This window comes from Lysobacter soyae, assembly GCF_019551435.1.
Classification (GTDB): Bacteria; Pseudomonadota; Gammaproteobacteria; order Xanthomonadales; family Xanthomonadaceae; genus Solilutibacter; species Solilutibacter soyae.
The window spans coordinates 392,657-412,825 of record NZ_CP080544.1; the positions used below are offsets into that span (position 1 = coordinate 392,657).

Here is a 20,169-nt window from a genome sequence, read left to right on the forward strand (position 1 = left end):
GCACCATGAAGAACAGTGCGGTCGGCACCGAGCTCAGCCACAACGGGCCGAGTCCGTCCTGGCCCTTGGCGAGCTTCCCAATGTTCGACAACATGCGCAATTTCAATTTCTGTATCAACGCGTCATACCAATCTGGCATATGCGCTGAGCGATACGGATTGGCGCGTGCCTTCGCGATTTCCTTCTCGATGTTCGTCTGCATGGAGACATTGAAAGAATTGGACGCTTGCTGAGGCGTTTTCCCGGTCAATTGCGCGATGCGTGCATCCGCCGCTTCGCCGATCTTGTCGATCGAGATTGATTTTGCAGGTTCGGGCACTTCGGCCATGGCAGCCAACGTGTCCGCACGCATCTTTTCGACTTCGGCCACCGTCTTCGCTTCGTTGAAGGAGCTGTCGTCGCGCACTTTGAAGGCGGTGTCTTCGGGCATTGCGAGATGCGCGAGGAAGAACGTGAAAATGGATAGGATCAGGAAAATGCGCAGCGGTGGCAGATAGCGCGCACGCTTGCCCGACAAATAGTTGATGGCGGCGCGTCCGGGGATGCAAATGTCACGCAAGGTGCGGAAGATCCGTCCGTCTACGTGCCAAAACGACTCGAAAACTTCTTCCAGTGCGTGCTTCACGCTTTGCAAAGGATTGTGTGCGTGCTGTCCGCAGCTGTGGCAGTACTCGCCCAGCAAGCTTGCGCCGCAGTTTTCGCACGCGCTTGCGTGCGGGTGTTCCATGGGAAGCGGTTCGGTGCCCATCGACGTATCCGTGAAGTCCGGTTGATAAGATACCTGCTCGCCGCCGATTCGCGGCGTTTCTTCTGGAAACACGTGACTTCGAAGAGCGGAAAACGCGCATTGATGCGCCACGAAATGCGAACGACGGCGGTCCTCGCTGCGCCTTTGGTGTTGGGTCACGTCTCTTCGGGTTTGATCGGCTTCGTCGACTCGGCATTGGCCGGACATCACGGCACCGATACTTTGGCCGGCGTTTCCGTGGGCAATGCGCTGTACTGGCTGCCGATGATGGTGCCCATGGGCGTGTTGATGTCATTGCCGCCATTTGTCTCGGAGTTGGATGGCGCCGGTCGGCGTGAAGAAGTGCCGGCGTTGTTCCGCCAGGCCCTGTGGCTGGCAGCGGGATTGGGAATCGCGCTTTTTCTGGTCTTGAGCGTTTGGCGTTATTTGCTCGGACCGATGGGCATCGATCCACAGGTCATTCCGCATGCGGTCGCCTTCGTGGAAGGTATTCGGTGGGGCATTCCAGCTTTCACCTTCTACTTGTGTATGCGGTATCTGAGTGACGGTCTGCATTGGACGCTGCCGACCATGGTGCTGGGATTCGGCGGGCTGCTGGTGTTGGTGCCTTTGGGCTATGCCATGGCCTTCGGCGTCGGTGGGTTGCCTGAGATGGGGGCATCCGGTCTCGGCTTTGCCTCCGCCATCATGTTGTGGGCACAAGCGATTTGTTTTGCTTTGTACTTGTGGAAATCGAAACGCTTTGCCGATCTGGCGTTGTTCAGTCGCTTCGAAGCACCGAACAAAGCCATCCTCACCAATTTGCTGAAAACCGGACTGCCGATCGGCGGCATGGTGGCCATGGAGGGCGGGCTGTTCATCGCGACTTCCTTGCTGATGGGGCGGCTGGGCGCCACACCGGCTGCCGCGCATCAAATCGCGATCAATGTGTCGAGTCTGTGTTTCATGATTCCGATGGGGATTGCCGAGGCGACCACTGTGCGTGTCGGGCACGCCTTGGGCCAAACCAACACGGGCAAACTCCGGCGCGCGGTCGTTGCCGGCTATACGTTGTTGCTCATCACGCAAACCACGTCGGCGCTGCTGTTGATTGCCGGGAACCAGTGGGTCGCGGGCATCTACACCAACGACATGGTAGTGGCGACGATGGCGAGCCAGCTGCTGATCCTGGCGGCGGTGTTCCAGCTGCCCGATGGCGTTCAGGTGATCTCCGCCGGCGCCCTGCGCGGGCTCAAGGACACGCGCGTGCCCATGCTGCTGGCGGCGTTTGCTTACTGGGGCATCGGCATGCCGGTCGGGGCGGGCCTCGGCCTTGCTGCCGGATACGGTCCGGCCGGGATGTGGGTCGGTTTGATTGCCGGTCTGACGGTCGCCGCCCTGTGCTTGAGCTGGCGGGCCATGCGCACCATCAGGAAGCTTGAAATGCAGGCGCTTGGATGACCTCTGGCGCATCCGCCTTCAGGGTCCGACTGCTACGCTATTCCCTATCTTTTCAGGCTAGAGCCTCCTCCCGATGAATGAAGTTGTCGTCCGCCGCCGTGGTCCTATTGCACGGTTCTTTTTGGGCCTGTGGAATGCGGTGAATTTCACCCGCCGCTTGATCCTGAACATCGTCTTCTTCGCGGTGGTGCTTTTCATCGTCGGCCTGTTGATGCGGGAAGAACAACCGGTGACCATGTCCGCCAACTCGGTGCTCTTGCTTGAGCCGCGCGGACGCTTGGTGGAACAAGATGACCGCGATCCGTTGACGCGCTTGTTGACTGATGCCAACAGCGACAGCCAACAAAATCGCGTCGTGCAATTGCGTGACCTGGTCGGGGCCATCGATGCGGCCACGAAGGACAGCCACATCAAACACATCTTGTTGGATGTGGATGAATTCAGTCCGTCAGGATTCGCCTCGTTGCACGAAGTGATGGCGGCACTGCAGCGCTTCCGCGCCAGTGGCAAAAAAATCACCGCGTTCTCGCAAGGGCTTTCGCAAGGCCAATACTTGCTGGCTTCGCAAGCCAATGAAATCTTCCTCGATCCGCAAGGCTACGGCGTCATGCTGGAAGGCTTGGCGAACTATCGCCCGTATATGCGTGAAGGTTTGCAAGACAAGCTGGGTGTGGACTTCCGCTTGTTCAAAGTCGGTGAATACAAATCTGCCGCGGAACCCTATGTGCGTGACAACGCTTCACCTGAAGCCAAGACCGCCGATCTGTTCTGGATGAATGATCTGTGGACGCGTTACATCGGCGACGTGGCCAAAGCGCGCAATCTGAGCCCCGAGGTGATGCGTGCCGGCATAGACAACATGGCCAGCGGTGTCGCCGCAGCCCAAGGGGACTTGGCCGCTTATGCCTTGCAACAAAAATGGGTCGACGGTCTTAAGACGCGTGAGCAAGTTGAAGACTATCTCGCCAAGCAAGGGTTCGCCGATGACAATTCCGACGACGGACTGCGTTCGATCGGCGCCAATGAATTCATCGCCAGCAATCGCTTGAAAGTGCCGACGATCTCCGCGTCCTCCGTGGGTGTGGTGGTGGCTGAAGGCGAAATCGTGCCGGGCAAACAAGACCCCGGCACCATCGGCGGCGATTCCACAGCAGAGCTGTTGCGCTCTGCGCGCGAAGACGACAGCATCAAGGCAGTGGTCTTGCGTGTGAATTCACCGGGTGGCGAAGTGTTCGCGTCGGAGCAAATCCGTCGCGAAGTCGAAGCCTTGAAAAAGGCGGCCAAACCCGTGGTGGTCTCGATGGGTGATGTCGCGGCATCGGGCGGCTACTGGATCAGCATGAACGCCGATCGCATTTATGCCGATCCGTCCACCATTACCGGATCGATCGGCATCTTCGGATTGGTGCCCAATGTCAGCCGTGCGCTCGGCAAGATCGGCGTGCACACCGATGGCGTCGGCACCTCGCCGCTCGCCGGTGCCACCGATCCGACCCGCCCCTTGGATGAAGGTCTGGCCACCTTGATTCAAAGCGTGATCGAGAAGGGATACCGGGATTTCACCGGCAAAGTGGCTGCGGCCCGCGGCAAGCCGGTGGCCGATATTGATGCGGTCGCGCGCGGACGCGTGTGGAGCGGTGCCCAAGCCAAAGAACGCGGCTTGGTGGATGCATTCGGTGGTTTGTCTGATGCGGTGGGCGATGCCGCGCAACGGGCCAAGCTCGGCAAGTCCGGTAACTACAACGTGCGTTACATCGAAAACTCGGTCAAGCCCTTTGGTGGCCTCTTCGGTAGCCGGCTGGAGTCGCGCATCGCCGTCGCCATGTTGAAGCACTCCGGTACCTTGCAGGGCGCTGTCGCCGGATGGGTGCCGAATGCCGACAAACAGCTGCAGGCGGTGCAAGCACAGTTGATTCGTCGCGATGCCTCGCCGGTGAAAGCCATGGCACATTGCTTCTGCGCGTTTTAAAGGATTTGGAAAGTCAGGATGTTTGTTGTGAAATACCGTTTGCCCTTGTTGTCTGTGTTGCTGTGGATGGGCGTGTGTGTTGGCGCGCCCAAGGCCGATGCGAAAGAGGCCGCTGATGCACCGTTTGTGGTCGAGCATACCTACTGGGTGAAGCCCGGCCGCTCGCTCCAGTTCGTGACGCTGTACAAGCGCAGTGAGGTGCCGAAGTTGGATGCTTGGGTGGCGTCTGGAAAGCTACGTGGCTACCGCATCAGCCAGCCGGTGCTGACATCCAGCAACGGGCAATGGGATTACCGGGTGACCTTGTTTTGGCGCGACGCCGCCACCGCGATCGACACCGCGACATCGCAGTCGGAACAACGCAAAGCGGACGCAAATGATCGCTATGAAGATCAGCTCATGCTCGAGCTAGTGGTGGATCACAACGAAGAAATTGTGCGCGAAATGGTGAAAGGCGCCACACCGGGCTGATCACCGCGCCACGTTATTCGCCCGTGGCGTCCTTTAATGCCTGTTCGTTTTGCGCCGCTTGCGCTTTGGCGGCGGCCTCGGCTTCATGTGCACGATTCAACGGGCGTTCGATCTCGCGCTTGAGCGCTTGTTGATCTTGTTTTTGTTGCGGTGTCTCGCGCGCGGTGCATGCCGCCAATGCGCCGAGCAATAGCATCAAACTGATGCGACGAATCATGTTGCGGCTCCTTGGCCGGGGTGCTTCCCGCACTCTATCGCGATAATCTTGAGAAAACCAAGTTTCGGGTGGCAGATGGACAATGCGCGTTGGCGGCTGGACGGCAGTGCCGCACTGGTGACCGGAGGAACGGCCGGGATTGGTCTTGCGACCGTTCGCATGCTGCTCTCGCTGGGGGCGGACGTGCGTATCGTGGCGCGAGAGGATGCCGCGCTGACCGCGTTGCAAGATGAACTCGCCGATGAATTTCCGGCGCGGGATATTGCCGTGTTCGCCGCCGATGTCGCCGATGAAGTGTCACGCCGCGACCTCTTGGATTGGGTGGAAGACCAAGGCGATCTGCACATTCTGGTCAACAACGCCGGCACCAACATCAGCAAGTCAGCGGTCGAATACAGCGAAGACGAATGGCGCGGCATTTTCGAAGTGAATCTCTTCAGTGCCTTCGAGCTGTCGCGCTATTTGCATCCGTTGCTGTCGCAACATCCGAGTTCCAGCATCGTCAATGTCGGCAGCGTTTCCGGACTGCTGCACGTGCGTACCGGCGCGCCCTACGGCATGAGCAAAGCCGCCATGCATCAAATGACCCAAAACCTGGCCGTGGAATGGGCGGAGGACGGCGTGCGGGTGAACTGCGTGGCGCCTTGGTACATCCGTACGCGGCGCACGTCGCCGAAGCTGTCGGATCCGGATTATTTGGATGATGTATTGCTGCGCACACCGATGGGTCGCATCGGTGAACCGGATGAAGTCGCGTCCGCGATTTGTTGGCTGTGCATGCCGGCGGCGAGTTACATCACCGGGCAATGCATTGCGGTGGACGGGGGTTTCAGCCGTTACGGATTCTGAGACGGCGGCGCCGCACAACTGCTCTGTGCCATCACCTTGCCGGTGCGTGCTGACAACGCAACCGCCTCATTGATGAATTCGGGATTGCCCATTTCCACCAAGGCTTTGGCCTCGCGATCGTATTGCGCCCACGAGGCGCAGGCGTCCTGATCCGGGATCCGTTCGCAGGTGTCCTGCTGCATGTCGCACATTTTCGGTGTGTTCGGATCGTTGGGATCCGCATTGCTCGGCATCAACGGCACACATCGCGGCTTCGGTGCGCCGTTGTCGCTCAGATAGCTTTTTTGTTGCGGTGTGTAGCAGCGGTAGAGCGGTGGCGGCGGCAGGTTGCTCGGTGTCATGGCTGATTGCAACGTGACCGGAGCAGCCGGCGTCGGTGGTGCAACGGGCGGACTTGCCACAGGTGCCTGATAGGGCAACGGAGCGGGGGTGTAAGCCGGTGCGGCGGGCTTTTGCATGACTTGTCGGGTCTGTTGTTGTCCCTTTGCGCAAGGCACATCGTTCTGCAAGCTGACATTGCCGGCTTTGTCGACGCAGCGATAAAACACCACCGTGTTCGGGTCGTGTTTGGCGGTCTTGGCGCGTGCGGCGGATTTTTGCGCAACGCCCGGGATCGACAGCAACAGCATTGCACCGGCAATCAGGGAAACACAGCTGAGCTTGGCGAAGGTCATGGACTGCAGTCTGCACGCAAGCGCGCATCAATGCCAGCGGCCTCCGCCTCCAATGCCGCGCGATCGCTGGGTTGCAGCGCGACATTCTTCCTTCTGATCTCGGCGCGGCGATCGGACAGCAACGCACAGGTTTGTGCTTGGGGCAACGGCGTGCAAGCATCGCGGACCCACATGCCGCCGGCCAATGCGACCGGGGGATACATCAGCGGCGGTCGCGTTGTGGTGCCGCCAATGTCCACACGCGTATGACGGTCGCTGTAGCGCAGCCAGGCACCGCCGGACGAATAGCCGGGCTGGACGGGCACGGTTTGAATGCCGTAGGTCACGCCGTAAGCGGGCACCCAGCGCGCGATGCCTTCAGGCGATTCGCTGGTATAGCGCTCACCCTCGGGTGAGGTGCACTGATAGACGGGCCGCGCGTCGCGCGCCGGGCTCTGCACGATGTAGGTGATATTGCGGCTCGCTGTGGCAGCGTCCCGTGATGCCGGCCTGCGCACGGGGGCGACCGGGTCGCGCGGACGCGTCATGTTTTGCCGCGACACTTCCTTCCCCGGTTTGCAGGGTTTGTCTTGGGTCACCACGCGTGTGCCGATCTTGCAGCGGAAAATTTCGACATCGTCGTTCGCCTGAGCCGATTCAACCCGCAGCGCGGCAGATGCTGCCAGAGCGATCAGTACGCCTGTCAAAAAAAGTTTCATGTCGCCATGTTGCACACGGACAGGCGAGGACTGCGCGAAACCGCGTCCAATCGTTCGCGATGATTCAGGCGCGAAGCGTGGCGCCTGTGAGGGCGTCACGGATCGGCGTTGCCGAGGCCAGTCCGCCGGTTTCGCCGGCGACCACGCCTTCAATCATGGCCAGCAATCGCGGATCCAGGGCGTCAGCAGTCGACACAGCCGGCTCGCCGGTCAAATTCGCACTGGTGGAGACCAGTGCGCCACCGAAGGCGGCGCACAGCGCCACCACGTCCGGATGTGCCGACACGCGCACCGCAATGCCGGTGTGCGCGCCGGTAATCCATGCGGGCGCCCACACCGACGCCGGGACGATCCAGGTGTTGGGGCCTGGCCAACTGTCGCGAACGCGCGCTTTGGCATCGCCACTCAAGGCCGACATGTCGATAAAGGGCGCGAGCTGGATTTCGTCGCCCGCGATCAAAATGAGCCCGCGCGCGACTTCACGGCGCTTGATCGACAAGACATGCATGACCGCCGCCTCATTGCGCGGATCGCAGCCCAGCCCCCAGACGCCTTCGGTCGGGTAGGCCACCACGCCGCCCGATTTCAGGCAACGTGCGGCATGCTGGCTGTCGAGTCGGTCCATGCGTGTTTAGAACGGTGGTGCGTCGTCGTTGCTCGCCGTCTTGCTCACCCGTTTGGTGACTTTCTTGGTGGCGGTTTTTTTCGTCGCGGTTTTTGTTGTGGCTTTCTTGGCGGTCTTCTTGGTGGCCTTTTTCGCCGTCTTTTTTGTCGCTTTCTTGGTCGCGGCCTTCTTGGCCGGCGCCTTCTTTGTTGCCGTCTTCTTTGCGGTCGCTTTCTTTGCGACCTTCTTACCCCAACCCTTGCGCACCGGTTTGCCGGTTTCGGCCAGCAGTTGGGTGACTTCGTCCAAGGTCAGTGAGGCGGGCTCGCGATCTTTCGGTATCTTGCCGTTCATCGCGCCATCGCTGATGTACGGGCCGAAGCGCCCGTTCAACACTTGGATTTCGCTGCCTTCGAACGACTTGATGATGCGATTGCGCGCGATCTCTTCCTTTTCCTCAATCAAGAACACGGCGCGATCGAAATCGATCTTGTACGGATCATCTTCCTTTTTCAAAGACGCATAGGTACTGCCGCGCTTGGCGAAGGGTCCGAAGCGACCGATGCCGACCGTGACCACTTCACCGTTGGATTCACCCAGCGTGCGCGGCATGTCGAACAGCTTGAGCGCCGCGTCGAGCGTGATCGAATAAATACTCTGGCCCGGTTGCAGCGAGGCGAACTTCGGTTTTTCCTCATCTTCGACCGTACCGATTTGTACCATCGGGCCGAATCGGCCAATGCGCGCACTGACCGGTTTGCCGCTGACCGGATCGGTACCGAGCACCACCGCGCTGCCCGCGTCGGTGCGATCAACGCTTTCGGTTTTGACGTCCACCAATTCCTTGAACGGTCCCCAGAATTTCTCGAGCAAAGGCACCCATTGCTCTTCGCCGCGGCTGACCGCGTCGAGCTCGTCTTCCATTTTTGCGGTGAAGTCGTAGTCGACGTAGCGGGTGAAGTGCGCACTCAAGAAGTTCGAAACGGCACGACCGACATCGGTGGGTCGGAACGCGCGGCCTTCCATTTCCGCGTACTTGCGGAACAGCAGTGTTTGAATGATGGAGGCATAGGTGGAAGGACGGCCGATGCCGAACTCTTCCAAGGCTTTCACCAACGACGCTTCGGTATATCGCGGCGGCGGCTGCGTGAAATGTTGATCCGTGTGCACGCTGCCGAGCGGCACGTTGTCACCCGGCTTCATCGCCGGCAACTTGCGCCCTTCGTCATCGTCGTCGGCGGCTTTGGCATCTTTGCCTTCTTCGTACACCGACAAGAACCCCGGCACGACCACAGTGGTGCCGGAGGCGCGGAACACATGTTCGGAACCGGCAGACAATTCCACCGACACGGTGTTGAGTGTGGCCGGAATCATTTGCGATGCAACGGCACGCTTCCAAATCAAGTCGTACAACTTGCGTTCGTCATCGGTCAGGAACCTCGCCAATTGCGCCGGCGTGCGCAATGCCGAGGTCGGGCGGACCGCTTCGTGCGCCTCTTGGGCGTTCTTGGATTTGGTTTGATAGAAGTTCGGCTTGTCGGGGAGCGACTGCGTGCCGAAATCGCGCGCGATCACATCGCGGATGTCGGCGAGCGCTTCTTGCGAAAGGCTGACCGAGTCGGTACGCATATAAGAGATCAGGCCGACCGTGCCTTCTTCGCCGATGGCCACACCTTCATACAGTTTCTGCGCGACCTGCATGGTACGGCGCGTGGTGAAACCGAGCTTTCGCGACGCTTCCTGTTGCAGGGTGGAAGTTGTGAACGGCGGCGACGGGCGGCGTTTGCGCTCTTTGCTGGCGACGTCGGTGACATGCAGGCGTCCGCCCGCTGCCTTGACGATGCGCTCGCGCGCCGCTTCCGCGGTGTCGCCGTCGGTAATGGTGAACTGTTCGAACTTGGCGCCATCGAGCTTCACCAATTTCGCGGTGAAGTTCTGCGACGGATGCGCACACTCCGCTTCAATCGACCAATATTCGCGCGCGATGAAGGCTTCGATTTCTTCTTCGCGCTCGACAATCATCCGAAGCGCAGGTGACTGCACGCGCCCCGCCGACAAACCGCGTTGCACTTTGCGCCACAGCACCGGCGACAAATTGAAACCGACGAGATAGTCGAGCGCGCGGCGCGCCTGTTGCGCATCCACCAACGGCGCGGCAATTTGACGCGGTTGGGCTATGGCTTCCTTGATCGCACGTGGCGTGATTTCCGTAAAGATCACCCGATGCAAAGGTTTGTCTTTCAGCAGTTTGCGTTCGGCCAAGATCTCGGCAATGTGCCAACTGATGGCTTCACCTTCGCGATCCGGGTCAGTCGCCAGAAAAATGTCGTCGGCGGTCTTTGCGGCGCGGGCGATGGCATCGACATGTTTTTCGTTCTTCTCGATCAAGTCGTAGCGCATCTTGAAGCCATGCGCGGGATCGACCGCCCCTTCCTTCGGTACCAGGTCGCGCACGTGCCCGTAGCTGGCAAGAACGGTGAAGTCCTTCCCCAGGTACTTGTTGATGGTCTTCGCTTTCGCGGGAGACTCGACGATGAGCAGGTGTTTCGACATGTGTTCGGTTCCAGGTGCCGCGCAGGTGGGCGCAGGCAGACAATGATGCGGGAACGCCCGGATGGGTCCGGGCGCTCTCGACTTCCTATTTATAGTGGAATCACGTTGGAGGGCGGTCTGTCAAGCGGGAAAACCCGCAAGCCGCACTCAATGCACCGATTCGGGGTCTTCCTCGCACATCTGGGTTTCCATCCAGGCGTAGGCGGCTTCCGAGCCGGGCTGGTTGAAAAGCACCATCAAAACGACCCATTTCATGTCGTCGAGGTCAATTTCGTCCTGGTCCAAGGCCATGGCCCGGTCCACCACGCGTTCACGCTGGGACGGCGAGAGCACGCCTTGTTGTTCCAAATAGGTTAGGAAACCGCGGCTTTCGACGTCGAACTTCGTCAATTCGGGGCCGAAAAACACGCGAGTGGGGCCGATATTGCCGGTGTGGGTGGCGGTCATGGGCCGCTCTTCGGCCAATCCTTCCAGCCATTCGAATGCACGGTGGATCTCGGCGGGGCTGAAACCGGCACCGATCAAAGTGCTTTGGAGCGAGTCGCGATCGCGGCCGAGATCGGTGTCCGCGGTGAAGTAATGCTCAAAAAGGTATAGCAGTACGTCCAGAATGCTTTCCTTCATGACCCCTCCTGTCGCCGAGCCGGCGTGATGATTCCGCGTTCTACACCCTTGCTGGAAGCTTCCGGCGGTAGCGGCCGAAGTACTGTTCGACCCGTCCATCCAATTCCATTCCAAGCAGAATGGGGCCAATTTCCGGATACGTCAATCCGCTTCGAAGAATCAGCTCATCCATAGGGGTGGGGTCATCGCCCAGCGATGACCACAGCAGCTTGTGGTCGGTGGGCCAGTCGGCGGGTGCCGCCGAGAGGTTGGCGGCGACCCCGGTTGGGATCGCTTCCGGCGTCGCGACCGCTGACAGTTGGGCGCGCAATTCGGCCGACAGACCGGCCATGACATCGGCCGGGGACGTCGCAAGCCCGGCCCCTTCGCGGATCAAGCGATGGCAGCCTGCCGCAGCCAAATTCCGTACTGAGCCGGGCACGGCGAACACATCGCGTCCGGCCTCGGCTGCCAGCCTCGCGCTGATCAGGGCACCCGAGCGTTCGCGTGCCTCGACGACGACGGTGGCCAGGGCCAGCGACGCCACGATGCGGTTGCGGTCGGGGAAGTGCGTGCGCTGTGGGTGGGTGCCGGGCGGATATTCGGACAGCAAAAGGCCCTCCTCGGCAACACTGCGCATCAGCCGGGCGTTACCGGTCGGGAAAGCGATATCGGGGCCGCAGCCGAGAACCGCGATGGTTTTCCCAAGGAGCGGCAGCGCCGCCGCATGGGCAGCAGCATCAATGCCGGCTGCAAGGCCGCTGATTACGCAAAGGCCGGCCTGCGCAAAGCCTTGGGCGAATTCCGCGGCGATGTCGATGCCCATTGGCGTGGGCGTACGGCTTCCCACCACGGCAATGCCAGGGGCGCTGAGCAAGGCGGCTTCTCCCTCGCCGAATAACAGCATCGGCGGCGAGGGCGATTCCGCCAGCCGAGCCGGGTAGGCCTGCGCCCCGAACGGCAGGACAAACCGCCGCGCGTTTCCACTGAGCCAAACGGTGACAGATTCGACCAATGCCGGCAGTGCGCAAGTGGAAAGGGCGACCTCGAGCTCGCGGGGCAGCGGTGTTCTGCCAAGCAGGGCACGGCGCCCGCTGCGCCAAGGCTGCCAGCCGCCGGCAGCGGTGATGGCGTCACGCAATGGCGCGCGGCGACCGCGCAGATGCAAGAACCGCAAAGCGGCTTCGATGTCTTCAGTGGGATGGCGTGCAGTCAGCATGCCCCCATGATTTCGCCTAAATGCAAACGGCGCCCTAAGGCGCCGTCTGTTTCAGCTGTCGGTGGAGTCCGAACTCAGTAGGCTGCGTCCGGGTGTTTCAGCTCATAGCCCACGCGTGCGGGTTTGATGCTGTCCATGATCAATGCGTAAGCCATTTTGTCGAAGGTGCGGAACACCATCGCATGTCCGGCGAACTCGTCCGGCAAACGGACCTTGGCACCGTCCGACACGGATTCTTCTGTGCGGAAGCCGCGGTGATAGCGATCCGCCACGCGGTCCACCTTGTTGGCGCCGACGCGCCACAACGAGAACACGGTGCCGTTATCGATACCGTCTTGCGCACCGAGCGAAATGGCGATCACGTCACGCGGGCCACCAGTGGAGAACATGTCTGCCACGGCCACGATGCGGCCACGGCCGTATTCGGTGGTTTGCTTCGGCGGATGGGGCATGAAGTACAAGTCGTACGGCTGTGCGTCGACCGGAACGATGCGATCGCCTTCGCGGATTTCCTTGATCGGATCATCCACACGGAGGGTCGAGGCTTCAATACCGCCAACTTCGCCACGGGTCATCGTGGCCACACCGACCTTTTGCATTTCATAGCCGAGCAGTTCGTGACCCTTGTCCGGCGTGATCGCGTTGGTCCAGAAGGTTTTGCCATCCGGAATCACGTTGCCTTGGAAGTCGAGGTCTTTGCGCCAATGGATATCGCAGCACATGGTGCGGTCCAGACGCGAGAACTTATAGGTGGGACGCAGAATCTGGAAGCGGCGACCGACATCGCTTGATGCGAGGCCACGCGCATACACCACTTGGCCGGACACGCCGCGCAATTGGTCTTCTTCGATACCGACCACATAGGGTAGGGTGCGATAGCTTTCGTCCATCACCCGCAGGTCTTTCAAGAACGGCTCGATTTCCGATAACGGAATGGCGCCGATGGCATTACCCGTGCGCGGACCGGCTTGGACGCCGACGCGATTCAGGTAGGCCAGGCTCAAGACGTCGCCCGGATAAATCAAATGCGGGTTCTTGACTTGCGGATTGGCTTGCCAGATTTCAGGCCACAGCCACGGCCGCTTCAGGAAGCGTCCGGCAATATCCCAGAGGGTATCGCCCTTTTTCACCACGTAGGTGTCCGGATGGTCGCCACGCAGTTCAACTGCGGCGAGCCCGGCGGTGGCAAGCGATACGGCCAAAACCGCCGCGCACACGCGCACCGGTGTCTTCAAACGCGTGAGAATGCCGTGCATGGGCACACTCCCCTTTTCTAATTTCCCCAATCAGGACTTACATTTACATCACATTCTTCACGTTTAGACAAGCCTCTGACCACAATTTCGATACACTTGGATCAATTCCGCGACGCACGGTCGCGTATTGAGCACCTCCGGAGACACCCATGGCCTTGCTGCCAATCCTTGAATTCCCTGACGCGCGCCTGCGCACCAAGGCCGTCGCGGTCGCGGTTGACGCCATCACCACCCCCGAATTCCAAACCCGCCTCGATGACATGTTCGAAACCATGTACGACGCGCCGGGTATCGGTCTTGCCGCCAGCCAGGTCGATGTGCACGAGCGTTTCATGGTGATTGACGTCTCCGAAGAGAACGATGCGCCGCTGGTCTTCATCAATCCGGAAATTCTCGCCAAAGACGGCGAGCAGGTGTATCAAGAAGGCTGCTTGTCGGTGCCGGGTATTTTTGCCGATGTCACCCGCGCTAACGAAATCGTGGTGCGTGCGCATGGTCGCGACGGTCAGGCATTTGAAATGAAGGCCGACGGTTTGCTCGCGGTGTGCATCCAGCATGAAATGGATCATCTCGATGGCAAGTTGTTCGTCGACTATCTTTCGCCGCTCAAACGCGAAATGGTGAAACGCAAGCTCGCCAAGCGCGCCAAAGACGCGGCCTGATATGGCGCTGCGTGTTGTGTTTGCCGGCACCCCGGACTTCGCGGTGCCGAGTTTGCGTGCAGCCGCCACGCGTGCCGAAGTGATCGCCGTTTACACCCAACCGGACCGACCCGCGGGCCGCGGTCGCGCGCTGATGCCGTCGCCGGTCAAGAAAGAAGCTTTGCTGCGCGGCATTCCGGTGTTCCAACCGGAAAATCTGAAATCGCAAATTACCAAGGATGCATTACGCGCCTTGAAGCCGGATTTGATGATCGTCGTGGCTTACGGGCTGATCTTGCCGAAATCGGTGTTGGAGATACCGGGTGGCGGTTGTTGGAATGTGCACGCCTCGATGCTGCCGCGCTGGCGCGGCGCCGCACCGATTCAACGTGCGATTGAAGCAGGCGATACGCGCACCGGTGTGTGCCTGATGCAAATGGAAGCGGGTCTCGACACCGGTCCGGTGTTGTTGTCGAACGAGACCGAGATCGGCGCGAATGAAACCGGTGGCGAGCTACATGACCGCTTGGCGGAGCTGGGCGCGCGCACCTTGTCCGATGCTTTGGCATTGACCTCGATGGGCATGCGTCTGCAGCCGGTGGTGCAAGCCGAAGAAGGCGTGACCTACGCGCACAAGTTGGACAAAGCCGAAGCGCGTTTGGATTGGCAATCCAGCGCGACGACATTGGCGAACAAGGTGCGTGCATTCAATCCTTGGCCGATGGCGGACGCCATGCTCGCGGGCGAGCGCGTACGCATCCACTCTGCCATTGCGGTGCCGCTAGCGCGCGCCGTTGCGCCGGGAGAGATTGTGCAAGCAGACCGTCACGGCATTGATATCGCCTGCGCCGACGGCGCGTTGCGCATCCGAACCTTGCAGCGTGAAGGAGGCCGGATGATTACTGCGGCCGATTTCGTCAACGCGCGCCGCGATTTGCAATTGCCCAGTCCGCAATGAATCACGACCGTCAGCCGGGTGTCGCCAGCCGCGTCGCCGCAGCGCAGGTCGCAGATCAAATTTTGCATCGCGGCGCATCGCTGAAAGCGGCAATGAACACCGTATTGCCGAAGTTCAAAGATGTACGCGATCGTGCTTTGGTCGAGGCGATGGTGTTTGCCGTCGTGCGGCAGCATGCGCGCTATGCGGACGCGTTGGAACAATGGATGTCGCGACCCCTCGCGGAGCGCGATGGGGTTTTGCGCAGTTTGTTGTATGTCGGCTTTGCGCAATTGGATGCGATGAAGTTGCCCGCGCACGCAGCACTGGATGCGACCGTCGAAGCGGTGCGACACATTCAGCGACCGAAACATGCCGGCATGGTGAATGCCTTGCTGAGGCGCGCGCAACGCGACGGTATTCCCGGCGCCCCGTCACTGGCTTGGCCTGCGTGGTTGCGCGAGCGCGTAGCAACGGCATGGCCGGCACAGGCCGAATCGATTTTCGAACAGAGCGCGCTGCCGGCACCGCTTTGGCTACGCGTCAACGCCGACACGATGTCGGTTGAATCGCTGGTGGATGATTTGCGCGTGGAAGGCATCGACGCGCAGACGGATGCCGAGCTGCCGCAAGCAGTGCGCGTTGCCGAAAGTATTCCGGTGGCACGCATTCCCGGTTTCGAGAACGGCGCTGTGACCGTTCAAGACGGCAGTGCGCAACATGTTGCACTGGCACTGACGCCCGCGTCCGGCTTGCGCATTTTGGACGCTTGCGCGGCGCCGGGTGGCAAAGCGGCGCATCTTCACACGTTGATGCCCGACGCCAAGCTTCTTGCTTTGGATGTTGATCCACGGCGCGTACGGCGCATGCAGGACAGTTTCGAACGGATGCATCTCAACATCGAGACGCGCGCGGCCAATGCCTTGGACGTCGAAAGTTGGTGGGACGGCGCGTTGTTCGATGTCATCGTGATTGATGCGCCGTGCTCAGCCACCGGCATCGTTCGCCGGCAACCGGATGTGCTGTTGCATCGTCGTGAACACGACCTTGCTGAGCTCACCGTTCTGCAGGCGAACTTGATGGACAACTTGTGGCGCGTGCTCAAGCCGGGCGGGGTGATGATCTACGCCACCTGCTCGATTTTGCCGGAAGAAAACGAAGATCAAGTCAGCGCTTTTTTATCCGGCACGCCGGATGCGCAGCTTCGCCCCTTGGATCATCGGTTCGGGCACGACACAGGCGCCGGCTCGCAGCGATTGACGGGCGAACGCGGCATGGATGGCTTTTTCATCGCACGTATAGAAAAATCCTGCCGATGAACACACTCGCCAATTCCCGAAACACAGACCTCCGCACACGCGAGACCTGGATTTTTTGGGGCATGGCGATCTTGATGATCGGTGTCGGCTTGGGGCTGCGTGACCCATGGCCGGCCGACGAACCGCGCTTCGCCTTGGTGGCGAAGCAGATGGTGGAAAGCGGCGACTGGTTGTTTCCGCATCGCGGTCACGAACTCTACGCCGACAAACCGCCGATGTTGATGTGGCTGCAGGCGATCCTGCTCAAGCTCACCGGCGAAATGCGCATTGCCTTCTTGCTGCCGTCATTGCTCGCGGCCTTGGGCACGCTCGCTTTGGTACGCGATCTCGCAACACGACTGTGGGATCGCAGAGCAGGCATCTGGGCGGGCTGGCTGTTGCTGGTGGCGATGCAGTTCACCTATCAAGCCAAAAAGGCACAGATTGATCCGCTGGTGACTTTCCTCATCACCTTGGCGAACTACGGCTTGTTGCGGCATCTTTTGCTGGGGCCGAATTGGCGCTGGTGGTGGATCGGCTGGGCTGCCGCCGGTCTCGGCACGATTACCAAAGGCGTCGGCGCGGTGGCGTTGTTGATGTTGCTGCCGGCGATCGTGTTGTCTTTGCGCGGCGGGCATGTGCGTCTGCATGCACGTCGATGGCAATTTTGGTTGGGACCAATCATGTTTCTGGCTGCGATTGCGCTGTGGTTGGTGCCGATGGTGTGGGCGGTGCAGGCACGCAACACGCCCGAATACACCGCTTACATGAACAATATTTTGTTCAAGCAAACAGCGAAGCGCTACGCCGCGTCATGGCATCACGTGCAGCCGTGGTGGTACTTCATCGAAGTGGTGCTGACCCAGTGGTTGCCGCTGAGCTTGGCGTTGCCCTGGGCTCTACCGAAATGGTGGGAGCGCATCAAAGCATGCGATGCGCGTTTCATTCTGCCGCTGGCATGGATCGTGTTGATGATCGTGTTCTTCAGCATCCCGGCCGGCAAACGCGATGTCTACATCTTGCCGGCGCTGCCGATGTTTGCGCTCGCGCTTGCACCGTTGGCCGATGACTTGCTGCAAAAAACCTGGCTGCAACGGTTGCTCGCGTTGTTCGCGGTATTGCTCACTGCGGGGCTGATTGTCGCCGGCGCTTTGCTGGCGTTTTCGACGCAAAAATTCGAACTGAAACTGATGGCCGATCGCGGCTTGTCGTCCGGCGATGGTCTGGGCTGGATGTTGTTGGCGATGGGCGCGGCAGGCGTGCTCGCGTGCGCGTTGCATCTTCGCCGCCGTCCGGCGTTGGCGGTCTTCGGGGTGTTCGCCGGGATTTGGATGTTGTTCGGCGCGATCGGCTATCCGATTCTCAACGACTCGTCTTCATCACGCGGTTTGATGCAGGAAGTCTCCCGCCGCATCGGGCCGCAGGCTGAGCTCGGATTGGTCGGCTGGAAAGAGCAAAACTTGTTGATGGCAACGCGGCCCGCGGAAACTTTCGGATTTACACCGGACGCGGAAAAAGCGTTGGATCAAGCGGCCAAAGGGATTGCATGGGCAAAGCAAAAGCCGGCGCAACGTTGGCTGTTGATGCAAGACATCTCCACCCCCGACTGCATCCCGGCATCGTCACGCATGGCGCTGCAAAACGCCAACCGCCGGGGATGGTGGCTGGTGCGCGGTGACGCCGTCCAATCCTGCCCCTGACAATCTCCCTTCTCCACTGCGTGGAGAAGGGAGAGCTTCCCCTCTCCATCTCCGATGGAGAGGGTGCCCCCGAAGGGGGCGGGTGAGGCCCTCTTCGCCCCAACTCACATCCCAGCCAACAACACATACTTCCCATAGACATATCTCGTATGCAGCCAGTGATACCGATGCGCCCGGCCGCCATCCAAGAAACCGCCGCGCAACACATAATTCTTCAACCAATAAGCAAATGCATGCAGCGGTCCAGACAGCGCATTGGCCGAACGCCCGGCCGCATGCTTCTGCTTCGCCCACAGCACCGCATAGCGATCCAACTTCTGCGCATACTCCGCATCGCTGCGCGCCGTGTCATGTTCGATGCGTGCATCCAACGCCTTGACGCGCTTGCCTCTTGTGTCCAGCGCTTCATGTACATCCGCTTGCTTGTAGCGCAAGTCGCGCCTGAAAAGACGTTCGACTTTTTCCTTGCCCCATCCGCCGTGATTCAACGCTGTGCCGAGATAGTGCGTGCGTCGCAGCAAGGTCCAAACATCCGCCGATTCCATTTCGCCGCCGGCCAACAACTGCGCGATTTTTCCACCGGCCGCGTCATCCAGCCATTCGTCCGAATCCAGTAACAACACCCACTCGTTGCGTGCGGCACTGATCACTGCATTCTTCTGCGCAGAAAAACCCAGCCATGCCTGTTGCACCACCCGTGCACCGTTATCGGTGGCGATGCGGGCGGTGTCGTCGGTACTGCCGGAATCCATCACGATCACTTCGTCACACAGCGGCGCCAGACTCGCAACGCAACGCGCAATACGGTCCGCTTCGTTGAAGGCGATCACCACGCCGCTGATCGGCAGCTTTTGCATCAATGCGTTTCCAGATCGCGATAGGGATTGGGTGGCACGGTGCCGGGCGGCGTCATCGTGAAGCGCTTATACGTCCACTGATATTGCGCCGGGTCGCGTGACGCGATACGTTCGATATCGGCATTCAACGCCGTGGCAGCAATCAACGCATCGGCATCGGCCACGGCGTCATTCGCGGGCTCGATATGTAGCGTGAAATGACGGCCATCCGCCGCGCGTTCGCACCATGCATGCAGCACCATCGCACCGGTCTTGTTGGCCAAACGATTCAACAAGGTCATGGTCAACGCCGGTCTGCCGAAGAACGGTGCAAACACACCATCGCGCACATCGCCGGGTTGCTGGTCGGGCAAAATCCCGACCACGCCACCGCTTTGCAAGGTGCGAATGAGCGTTCGCAGCCCGGCACCCCCCGCGCGCACCTGACTTACCTCGTGCCGTGTGCTGTGCCGAACCAAGCGCAAGTACGCCTCGCCAACCGCCGACTCCGGTGGACGATACAGAATGGCGAGATCTGTGGTGTCGGCCAACCATTGGTTCAGCAGTTCCCAATTGCCGTAATGCGGCGCAGACACAATCACGCCGCGACCTTGGGCGATCGCGTCGGTAAATGTTTGCCGGGCGGCGTCATCGACTTTCAACATCCGCAAGTTTTGCTCGGGCGGATGCGTCCAAAAGCGCAGGGTTTCCAAGAATTGACGCCCGGTGGTCCGTAGGATGGCGCGGGTCTGCGCTTCGCGAGCGACCTCTGACTCTCCGGGCCGGATGAGTGCCAAATTCCGGCGCGCAATTCGTGCCTCACGGGCATCCATCTGCCGCCACAGCCAGCCCATCGCATCGCCCAGAGCCTGTGCCAGCCGGACAGGCAGTCGACCCAGAATCCAGGACAGGGCATAGAGGGCGCGGGCGGCAAGCGGCGTATTCACAGTCGTCAGTCTAAAGGGCAGGCCAGCGTGCTGCCTTATGATTTGGCCATGATCGTGCTCATTCAACGCGTGACCGAAGCCGAGGTCACTGTCCACGGCGAGACCACCGGCAAGATCGGTTCGGGCATCTTGGCACTGGTTGCCGCGCAGCCCGACGATAGCCCGCAAAAGCTCGAGAAGATGGCGGAAAAGCTACTTAATTACCGCATCTTCGGCGATAAAGACGGCAAAATGAACCTATCGCTGCGCGATGTGGGCGGCGGTCTGCTGCTCGTAAGTCAGTTCACCTTGGCGGCCGACACCGGCAGTGGTCTGCGGCCGAGCTTCTCCAGCGCCGCTTCCCCGGCTATCGCTGAACCGTTGTTCGAGCAGTTCGTGGAAATGTGCAGAAATCGGCACGCAGGGGTGGAAACTGGGCGCTTTCGTGCCCATATGGAAGTCAGGCTGGTGAATGACGGCCCCGTCACCTTCCTGCTACAGACCTAGGAAAACAGGCCTCCAGCGCAGTA

19 protein-coding genes and 1 pseudogene are annotated in these 20,169 nt (G+C 60.4%); 9 read left to right on the forward strand and 11 right to left on the reverse strand.

Translation table 11 applies throughout. From position 1 onward, the window contains the following. Positions 1-435: 435 nt before the first annotated feature. Positions 436-748, reverse strand: a pseudogene (locus tag H8L67_RS10405) (DUF3667 domain-containing protein); the annotation flags it as partial. A gap of 102 nt (positions 749-850) precedes the next feature. Between H8L67_RS10405 and H8L67_RS01860 the strand changes: the two are divergent. The 3 genes from H8L67_RS01860 (at position 851) to H8L67_RS01870 (ending at position 4,628) form a co-directional block, all read left to right on the forward strand. Continuing rightward, positions 851-2,188, forward strand: a complete 1,338-nt coding sequence (locus H8L67_RS01860; protein WP_255556053.1) for an MATE family efflux transporter — start codon at positions 851-853, stop codon at positions 2,186-2,188. Positions 2,189-2,261: 73 nt separating this feature from the next. Further along, positions 2,262-4,157 (forward strand): signal peptide peptidase SppA, encoded by a 1,896-nt coding sequence (gene sppA / locus H8L67_RS01865; protein WP_220380103.1) that lies wholly within the window; start codon positions 2,262-2,264, stop codon positions 4,155-4,157. Positions 4,158-4,175: 18 nt separating this feature from the next. Beyond that, positions 4,176-4,628 carry a hypothetical protein gene (locus H8L67_RS01870; RefSeq protein ID WP_220380104.1) on the forward strand — a complete coding sequence of 151 codons (453 nt, stop codon included), beginning with the start codon at positions 4,176-4,178 and terminating at the stop codon, positions 4,626-4,628. 13 nt (positions 4,629-4,641) lie between these two features. Here H8L67_RS01870 and H8L67_RS01875 read toward each other — a convergent pair whose 3' ends face one another. Continuing rightward, on the reverse strand, positions 4,642-4,845 hold the full coding sequence (locus H8L67_RS01875; RefSeq protein ID WP_220380105.1) for a hypothetical protein: 204 nt from the start codon (positions 4,843-4,845) through the stop codon (positions 4,642-4,644). 75 nt (positions 4,846-4,920) lie between these two features. Here H8L67_RS01875 and H8L67_RS01880 point away from each other — a divergent pair, with 75 nt between their 5' ends. Further along, positions 4,921-5,694 carry an SDR family oxidoreductase gene (locus H8L67_RS01880; RefSeq protein ID WP_220380106.1) on the forward strand — a complete coding sequence of 258 codons (774 nt, stop codon included), beginning with the start codon at positions 4,921-4,923 and terminating at the stop codon, positions 5,692-5,694. On the opposite strand, the gene H8L67_RS01885 is transcribed toward H8L67_RS01880, so the two are convergent. From H8L67_RS01885 to H8L67_RS01915, 7 genes are all read right to left on the reverse strand, one after another. Continuing rightward, a complete protein-coding gene (locus H8L67_RS01885) occupies positions 5,682-6,368 on the reverse strand; it encodes a hypothetical protein (RefSeq protein WP_220380107.1) in 687 nt (228 codons plus the stop codon). The two genes, H8L67_RS01880 and H8L67_RS01885, sit on opposite strands and share 13 nt — an antisense overlap. After that, positions 6,365-7,066 carry a hypothetical protein gene (locus H8L67_RS01890; protein ID WP_220380108.1) on the reverse strand — a complete coding sequence of 234 codons (702 nt, stop codon included), beginning with the start codon at positions 7,064-7,066 and terminating at the stop codon, positions 6,365-6,367. The genes H8L67_RS01885 and H8L67_RS01890 overlap by 4 nt, the downstream gene beginning before the upstream one ends. A gap of 64 nt (positions 7,067-7,130) precedes the next feature. After that, a complete protein-coding gene (tsaC, locus tag H8L67_RS01895) occupies positions 7,131-7,691 on the reverse strand; it encodes an L-threonylcarbamoyladenylate synthase type 1 TsaC (protein WP_220380109.1) in 561 nt (186 codons plus the stop codon). Between the two features lie 6 nt (positions 7,692-7,697). Then, complete coding sequence (locus H8L67_RS01900; protein WP_220380110.1) at positions 7,698-10,223, reverse strand: DNA topoisomerase I; 2,526 nt, start codon at positions 10,221-10,223, stop codon at positions 7,698-7,700. A 147-nt stretch (positions 10,224-10,370) separates the two neighbouring features. Continuing rightward, positions 10,371-10,847, reverse strand: a complete 477-nt coding sequence (locus H8L67_RS01905; protein ID WP_220380111.1) for a DUF494 family protein — start codon at positions 10,845-10,847, stop codon at positions 10,371-10,373. Between the two features lie 40 nt (positions 10,848-10,887). Continuing rightward, entirely contained in the window at positions 10,888-12,045 is a 1,158-nt protein-coding gene (gene dprA / locus H8L67_RS01910) for a DNA-processing protein DprA (protein ID WP_220380112.1), read from the reverse strand. Positions 12,046-12,119: 74 nt separating this feature from the next. Next, complete coding sequence (locus tag H8L67_RS01915) at positions 12,120-13,292, reverse strand: LysM peptidoglycan-binding domain-containing protein (RefSeq protein ID WP_434063420.1); 1,173 nt, start codon at positions 13,290-13,292, stop codon at positions 12,120-12,122. A gap of 158 nt (positions 13,293-13,450) precedes the next feature. Here H8L67_RS01915 and def point away from each other — a divergent pair, with 158 nt between their 5' ends. The 4 genes from def (at position 13,451) to H8L67_RS01935 (ending at position 17,877) form a co-directional block, all read left to right on the forward strand. Next, a complete protein-coding gene (gene def / locus H8L67_RS01920; RefSeq protein WP_220380114.1) occupies positions 13,451-13,963 on the forward strand; it encodes a peptide deformylase in 513 nt (170 codons plus the stop codon). 7 nt (positions 13,964-13,970) lie between these two features. After that, entirely contained in the window at positions 13,971-14,900 is a 930-nt protein-coding gene (fmt, locus tag H8L67_RS01925) for a methionyl-tRNA formyltransferase (RefSeq protein ID WP_220380690.1), read from the forward strand. Further along, positions 14,897-16,198: a 16S rRNA (cytosine(967)-C(5))-methyltransferase RsmB gene (gene rsmB / locus H8L67_RS01930; protein ID WP_220380115.1), complete on the forward strand. Its 1,302-nt coding sequence runs from the start codon at positions 14,897-14,899 to the stop codon at positions 16,196-16,198. Before fmt ends, rsmB begins: the two co-directional genes overlap by 4 nt. 62 nt (positions 16,199-16,260) lie before the next feature. Continuing rightward, the gene (locus tag H8L67_RS01935) at positions 16,261-17,877 is read left to right on the forward strand and encodes an ArnT family glycosyltransferase (protein ID WP_220380691.1); all 1,617 of its coding nucleotides are present in this window, start codon (positions 16,261-16,263) and stop codon (positions 17,875-17,877) included. A 104-nt stretch (positions 17,878-17,981) separates the two neighbouring features. On the opposite strand, the gene H8L67_RS01940 is transcribed toward H8L67_RS01935, so the two are convergent. Both H8L67_RS01940 and H8L67_RS01945 read right to left on the reverse strand, forming a co-directional pair. After that, a complete protein-coding gene (locus tag H8L67_RS01940; protein ID WP_220380116.1) occupies positions 17,982-18,734 on the reverse strand; it encodes a glycosyltransferase family 2 protein in 753 nt (250 codons plus the stop codon). Next, positions 18,734-19,660: a lauroyl acyltransferase gene (locus tag H8L67_RS01945; protein WP_220380117.1), complete on the reverse strand. Its 927-nt coding sequence runs from the start codon at positions 19,658-19,660 to the stop codon at positions 18,734-18,736. The genes H8L67_RS01940 and H8L67_RS01945 overlap by 1 nt, the downstream gene beginning before the upstream one ends. Positions 19,661-19,708: 48 nt before the next feature. On the opposite strand from H8L67_RS01945, the gene dtd reads away from it, so the two are divergent. Further along, the gene (gene dtd / locus H8L67_RS01950; RefSeq protein ID WP_220380118.1) at positions 19,709-20,146 is read left to right on the forward strand and encodes a D-aminoacyl-tRNA deacylase; all 438 of its coding nucleotides are present in this window, start codon (positions 19,709-19,711) and stop codon (positions 20,144-20,146) included. Positions 20,147-20,169 lie beyond the last annotated feature (23 nt).

Coding starts and splice junctions, on each gene's coding strand:
- def (WP_220380114.1), top strand. CDS start 13,451: ATGGCCTTGCTGCCAATCCTTGAATTCCCTGACGCGCGCCTGCGCACC.
- H8L67_RS01940 (WP_220380116.1), bottom strand. CDS start 18,734: ATGCAAAAGCTGCCGATCAGCGGCGTGGTGATCGCCTTCAACGAAGCG.
- H8L67_RS01870 (WP_220380104.1), top strand. CDS start 4,176: ATGTTTGTTGTGAAATACCGTTTGCCCTTGTTGTCTGTGTTGCTGTGG.
- H8L67_RS01860 (WP_255556053.1), top strand. CDS start 851: ATGCGCCACGAAATGCGAACGACGGCGGTCCTCGCTGCGCCTTTGGTG.
- H8L67_RS01890 (WP_220380108.1), bottom strand. CDS start 7,066: ATGAAACTTTTTTTGACAGGCGTACTGATCGCTCTGGCAGCATCTGCC.
- H8L67_RS01905 (WP_220380111.1), bottom strand. CDS start 10,847: ATGAAGGAAAGCATTCTGGACGTACTGCTATACCTTTTTGAGCATTAC.
- H8L67_RS01900 (WP_220380110.1), bottom strand. CDS start 10,223: ATGTCGAAACACCTGCTCATCGTCGAGTCTCCCGCGAAAGCGAAGACC.
- H8L67_RS01880 (WP_220380106.1), top strand. CDS start 4,921: ATGGACAATGCGCGTTGGCGGCTGGACGGCAGTGCCGCACTGGTGACC.
- H8L67_RS01885 (WP_220380107.1), bottom strand. CDS start 6,368: ATGACCTTCGCCAAGCTCAGCTGTGTTTCCCTGATTGCCGGTGCAATG.
- rsmB (WP_220380115.1), top strand. CDS start 14,897: ATGAATCACGACCGTCAGCCGGGTGTCGCCAGCCGCGTCGCCGCAGCG.
- H8L67_RS01875 (WP_220380105.1), bottom strand. CDS start 4,845: ATGATTCGTCGCATCAGTTTGATGCTATTGCTCGGCGCATTGGCGGCA.
- sppA (WP_220380103.1), top strand. CDS start 2,262: ATGAATGAAGTTGTCGTCCGCCGCCGTGGTCCTATTGCACGGTTCTTT.
- H8L67_RS01935 (WP_220380691.1), top strand. CDS start 16,261: ATGGCGATCTTGATGATCGGTGTCGGCTTGGGGCTGCGTGACCCATGG.
- dtd (WP_220380118.1), top strand. CDS start 19,709: ATGATCGTGCTCATTCAACGCGTGACCGAAGCCGAGGTCACTGTCCAC.
- tsaC (WP_220380109.1), bottom strand. CDS start 7,691: ATGGACCGACTCGACAGCCAGCATGCCGCACGTTGCCTGAAATCGGGC.
- dprA (WP_220380112.1), bottom strand. CDS start 12,045: ATGCTGACTGCACGCCATCCCACTGAAGACATCGAAGCCGCTTTGCGG.